Annotated in this window: 4 protein-coding genes; 2 read left to right on the top strand and 2 right to left on the bottom strand. The window is 72.7% G+C overall.

Features of this window, described 5'->3' with window-relative positions:
- Positions 1-73: 73 nt before the first annotated feature.
- On the bottom strand, positions 74-994 hold the full coding sequence (dapA, locus tag ETD83_RS39970) for a 4-hydroxy-tetrahydrodipicolinate synthase (RefSeq protein WP_138650458.1): 921 nt from the start codon (positions 992-994) through the stop codon (positions 74-76).
- A 30-nt stretch (positions 995-1,024) separates the two neighbouring features.
- Positions 1,025-2,455, bottom strand: a complete 1,431-nt coding sequence (locus ETD83_RS39965; RefSeq protein WP_138650457.1) for a fumarylacetoacetate hydrolase family protein — start codon at positions 2,453-2,455, stop codon at positions 1,025-1,027.
- A gap of 202 nt (positions 2,456-2,657) precedes the next feature.
- Between ETD83_RS39965 and ETD83_RS39960 the strand changes: the two genes are divergently transcribed.
- Positions 2,658-3,389, top strand: coding sequence for an alpha/beta fold hydrolase (locus ETD83_RS39960; protein WP_138650456.1), 732 nt, complete (start codon positions 2,658-2,660; stop codon positions 3,387-3,389).
- Between the two features lie 96 nt (positions 3,390-3,485).
- A complete protein-coding gene (locus tag ETD83_RS39955) occupies positions 3,486-4,160 on the top strand; it encodes a GntR family transcriptional regulator (RefSeq protein WP_138650455.1) in 675 nt (224 codons plus the stop codon).
- The last annotated feature ends 116 nt before the right edge of the window (positions 4,161-4,276 follow it).

The following is a 4,276-nucleotide window of genomic DNA, read 5'->3' as shown; positions in this document are numbered from 1 at the left end:
GGGGAGGAGGGGAGGGGCATCGTGCTCTCTTCCGGTTCGTTGTGGGACGGCGCTGGGCGCGGGGGATCGGCGTTCAGATCCCCGCGGTGAGGTCGCCGCCCTGGTCGAGCAGGGCGCGGATGCGCGTCTGGGCGTCGCCGGACGGCGCCGCGAGCGGCGGCCGGACGTGCCCGGACGGGATCCGGCCCTGCCGCTCCAGCACCCACTTGGCGGGCGCCGGGTTGGTCTCGACGAACAGCAGGTCCACCAGGGGGTGCAGGCGGTAGTGCAGGTCGCGGGCGGCGGCGTGGTCGCCGGCCGTCCACAGCTCGTACATCCGCGCGACGGCGGCGGGCGCGAGGTTGGCCACGGCGCTGATGAACCCGGTGCCGCCGAGGGCGAGCAGCGGCAGGCACAGCAGCTCGATCCCGGACCAGACGAGCAGCTCGGGCCCGCAGGCGTGCAGGACGCGGGAGAAGTGCTCGAAGTCCTTGGTCGTCTCCTTGATCCCGACGACGTTGTCGAAGTCGGCGAACAGCCGCCGGACGGTCTCCGGCGCGATGTCCACGGCCGTCCGGGACGGGACGTTGTAGATCACGAGCGGCAGGTCGGGGAACTCGCGCGCGACGGCCGCGTACCAGTCGTACAGGGCGTTCTGGGTGGGCCGCGCGTAGTAGGGGGTGATGATCAGGGCGGCGTCGGCCCCGGCGTCGCGGGCCGCGGCGGTGATCTCCAGGGTCTCGTCCAGCTTGGCCGAGCCGGTGCCGGGCAGGAACGGGACGCGGTCGGCGACCTCGTCCGCGGCCGTCCGGATGGCGGCGATGCGCTCGGCCGCGGTCTGCGCGCTCGGCTCGCCGGTCGAGCCGCCGAGGGAGATCCCGTGCGAGCCGGACTCCAGCTGCCAGCGGATCAGGCCGCGCAGCGCGTCATGGTCGACGGCGCCCCCGGCGGTGAACGGCGTGACGACGGGCGCGATGGACCCGCGGATCGTGGCCGGGTCGGTGCGGAACTTCAACGTCTGCTCCTCAAGGTGTCTCGGCGGGTCTCAGCTGTGGTCGCGGCGCCAGGTCTCGTAGGTCTCGCGCCAGCGCGGCCCGAGCGGGTACAGGCCGTCGACGGGCTCGCCCTCGGCGACGCGCTCGGTGATGAAGCGTTCCTGCGCCTCCTGCTCGGCGGCGTCGGCGGCGAGGCCCGGGGCGATGTCCGGGGGGATGACGACGACGCCGTCCGCGTCGCCGACCAGGACGTCCCCCGGCTGGACGAGCGCGCCGCCGCAGGAGATCGGCAGCCCGGTGTCCCAGGGGACGTGGCGGCGGCCGAGCACGGCCGGGTGCGCGCCCGCGTGGAAGACGGGGAGGTCCATGCCGGCGACGGTCGCGCTGTCGCGCAGCCCGCCGTCGGTGACGACGCCCGCGGCGCCGCGCCGCTGGGCGCGCAGGGCGAGGATGTCGCCGATCGTCCCGGACGAGGAGTCGCGGCGCGCGTCCATCACCAGCACCTGGCCGGGACGCAGCTCCTCGATGGCGCGCTTCTGCGCGTTCATGCCGCCGCCATAGCGCTCGAACAAGTCCTCGCGGAGCGGCAGGTAGCGGAGCGTGTGGGCGGTGCCGACCATCTTCACGCCGTCCCCGCCCGCCGGGTGGACGCCGTCGATCGACATGTGCTGCAGCCCCCGCTTGCGCATCTGGGAGCTGAGCGTGGCGGTGGACAGGCCGCGCAGCGCGTCCGCGACGGCCTCGTCCAGCGTGGGCTTCGCCACGTAGGCCGAACCCCAGGCGTCGGCGCGCGCGGCGTCGTCCGCGAGGGGCATCGCGCCCCAGTCGGCGAGCGGCCCGGCCTCCACGACCGTGTTGGACAGCCGTCCGGTGGACTCGGATCCGGCGGTCACCTCGACCTCGACGGTGTCGCCGGGCCGGGCCACCGACGCGCCCGCCGGGGTCCCGGTGAGGATGACGTCGCCGGGTTCGAGGGTGACCAGCCGGGACAGGTCGGCGACCAGCGCGGCGAACGGGAACAGGAGGGTGTCGCTGGTGTCGTCCTGGACGATCTCGCCGTTCACCCAGGTGCGGATCCGCAGCGCCGCCGGGTCGAGGGCGCGGGCGTCGAGCAGCCGCGGCCCGATCGGGGTGAACCCGTCCGCGCCCTTGGACCGCAGGTTGGAGCCGCGGTCGGCGTACTTCAGGTCGTGCACGCCCGCGTCATTGGCGGCCGTCACCCAGCCGACGTGGTCCCACGCGTCCCCCGGCGCGACCCGGTGCGCGCGCCGCCCGATGACCAGTGCGATCTCGCCCTCGAACGTCATGAGCTCGCAGCCGGCCGGGCGGGCCAGGGGATCGCCGGTGCCGGCGAGGGAGGACGGCGGCTTGAGGAAGTACGAGGGCTCGGCGGGAATCCGCCCGCGCTCCCTCGCGCGCGAAGGGAAGTTGAGGTGGACGGCGATGACCTTCGAGGGCCGGTCGCCCAGCGGGTGCGGCACTGCGAGCTCTCCTGTGACGGACGGGAACAGGACCTGGCATCAGGTCTGAGGAAATCGTATATGAAGTCATGCACGATGACGAGGGTGCAATATGTCTCGCTTCAACCGTTCCAACATGTGGGACGGGCGGGAGCGGGACTCGATGTTCCCGTGCAGTATGATCGCAAATCGTATGCGAAATCCTCTAGGAGGTGCTTGACGGATGGGCGACCTCGCCGTTCGCACGTTCACGTCCGCCGGTCCGGTCTCCGGGCCTCCCGTGCTCCTCATGCACGGCTTCTGCTCGGACGGGAAGGCCGACTGGGTCGACACCGGCATCGCCGACGCCCTCACCGCCGCCGGGCGGACGGTCATCGTCCCCGACCTGCCCGGCCACGGGGAGAGCCCGTCGCCCGCCGCCTCCGCGGAGGCCACCGCTCCGGCCATCGCCGCCGACCTCGTCGCCGTCCTGGACCGCGCCGGGATCTCCACGTTCGACGCGGCCGGTTACTCGCTCGGTGCCAGGATCGCATGGGAACTGCCCGCGGCGGCGCCTGACCGTGTGGAACGCACCGTCCTTGGCGGGCTGAGCCCCACGGAGCCGTTCACGGCCGTGGACGTCGACGCGCTGCACCGCGCCGTCCGGGAGGGGACCGAGCCCGCCGACCCGTTCACCGGGATGATCGCCGGCATGATCGCGTCCTACGGCGACCGGGCGGCCGGGCTCGCGCTGTGCGTCGAGGGCCTGCGCGCTATCCCCTTCGCGGGAGGCGCATGGAAGGCGAAGGACCTTCCGGTCTTCGTCGTCGGAGAGAATGATGAGCTGACACGAGGAATCGGAGAGCTCGCCGGGGAACTCGGCGAGGCGCGACTGGTCACCGTGCCGGGCGCCCATCACGAAGTGCTGGGCGGCGAGGGCTTCCGCGCCGTCCTGCTCGACGCGCTGTCACGGTGACAGGGTCGTTGCGGGGGTGTGGGGGGTCGTCCCCCCGCAGGCGACGGGACCGGCGAACACGACCGGGGGGTGCGGGCCGACAATGAGGAGAACCGGGTGACTGCCGCGAAGAAGCAGGACCAGACCAAGGAGAGCAAGGCCGAGTTCTGCTACGAGCTGCTGCGGTCGCGCATCCTGGAGGGCACCTACGTGCCCGGCTACCGGCTGGTCATCAACCAGCTCGCCCAGGAGACGGGGGTCAGCACCATCCCGCTGCGCGAGGCGCTGCGCCGCCTGCAGTCCGACGGGCTCGTCGAGGTGGTGCGCAACGTCGGCGCCCGCGTGGCGGTCTTCGAGGCCGAGCAGGTGGAGCACACGCTCCAGATCCTGGCCCGCCTGGAGGGCTACGCCACCGCCATCTCCGCGCCGTTCATGAAGTCCGGGGAGATCGGCCGCTCCCGCAAGATCAACGACCGCATGGTCGAGGCGCTGGAGGAGTTCGACCCCACCGCGTTCACCGCGCTCAACCGGGAGTTCCACTTCTCCATCTACGAGCACTGCCCGGACGGGCACCTCAAGGCCCTCCTGGAGGCCGAGTGGACGCGCCTGGACCACATGCGCCGCTCCACCTTCACCTACGTCCCCGGCCGCGCCCGCCGCTCGGTGGTCGAGCACGAGCGGATCCTGGAGCTCATCGCCAAGGACGCCGACCCCGCCGAGATCGAACGCGTCGCCTGCGCCCACAAGAACGCCACCGCCGACGCCCTCCACAGCGCCGTCCCGCACAAGTAGCCAAACACCGAACGCGCCGTCCCGAGCGAGGGGGAACGGCGCGTTCGACGTTTCTCCGGTCTTCCAAGGCCGGCCGGGGTCACGGGTCGGGCGGCCGGAGGCGCCCAGCGCCGGAG

Source organism: Actinomadura soli, from assembly GCF_005889715.1.
GTDB classification, from domain to species: Bacteria; Actinomycetota; Actinomycetes; order Streptosporangiales; family Streptosporangiaceae; genus Spirillospora; species Spirillospora soli.
This window is presented reverse-complemented; position numbering and strand designations above follow the sequence as displayed.

Coding starts and splice junctions, on each gene's coding strand:
- ETD83_RS39960 (WP_138650456.1), top strand. CDS start 2,658: ATGGGCGACCTCGCCGTTCGCACGTTCACGTCCGCCGGTCCGGTCTCC.